The sequence below is a fragment of the Vibrio sp. YT-19(2023) genome (assembly GCF_033337395.1).
In genome coordinates, this window is record NZ_JAWOQN010000328.1 from 1 (window position 1) to 821 (window position 821).

At 49.6% G+C, this 821-nt stretch carries 1 protein-coding gene; it reads right to left on the reverse strand.

What is annotated here, in order from left to right; all coding sequences use genetic code 11:
- Positions 1 to 821, reverse strand: an 821-nt coding sequence (pmbA, locus tag R7E78_RS25715; RefSeq protein WP_318058553.1) for a metalloprotease PmbA, incomplete at both ends; no start/stop codon positions are given.

The following is an 821-nucleotide window of genomic DNA, read 5'->3' on the forward strand; positions in this document are numbered from 1 at the left end:
TACCAACGGCCACAATCTTAGTGAACATGTCTTTTAGATTACCGGCGATGGTAATTTCAGAGACTGGGTATTGGATTTCACCATTCTCAACCCAGAAGCCTGCCGCACCGCGAGAGTAATCACCCGTTACCACATTTACACCTTGGCCCATCACTTCTGTTACCAAAAGGCCTGTGCCCAATTCCTTCAGCATTTGCTCAAAGTTTTGGCCTGTCGACTTCACGTACCAGTTGTGAATACCCCCAGCGTGACCGGTTGGATCCATCTTCATCTTGCGAGCGGCATAACTGGTCAGTAGATAGGTCGCCAACACACCATCGGTAATGATTTCACGATCTTGCGTATAAACGCCTTCGCTATCGAATGGGCTGGAAGCCAAACCGCGCAATACATGCGGACGCTCTGAAATATTGAACCATTCAGGCAAGACTTGTTTACCCAAATGATCCAGTAAGAAAGAAGATTTGCGGTACAGGTTGCCACCGCTGATCGCCATCACTAGGTGACCAATCAAGCCAGTTGCCACATCTGCCGCAAACATAATTGGGTATTGGCCCGTTTTCAATCGTTGAGCATCCAGTCGGCTTACAGTATTTTCCGCCGCTTTGCGGCCGACGGTTTCTGGCGTCCACAAATCATCACGATGGCGGGCAACGGTATAGCTGTAGTCACGTTCCATTTCGCCATTTTTGCCTACGCCAATAACGCAGCAGCTTGTGCTGTGGCGGCTAGACGCGTAGCTTGCTAACAAACCATGGCTGTTTCCGTACACTTTGACGCCATAGTGGCTATCGTAGCTTGCACCGTCACTTTGCTTGATT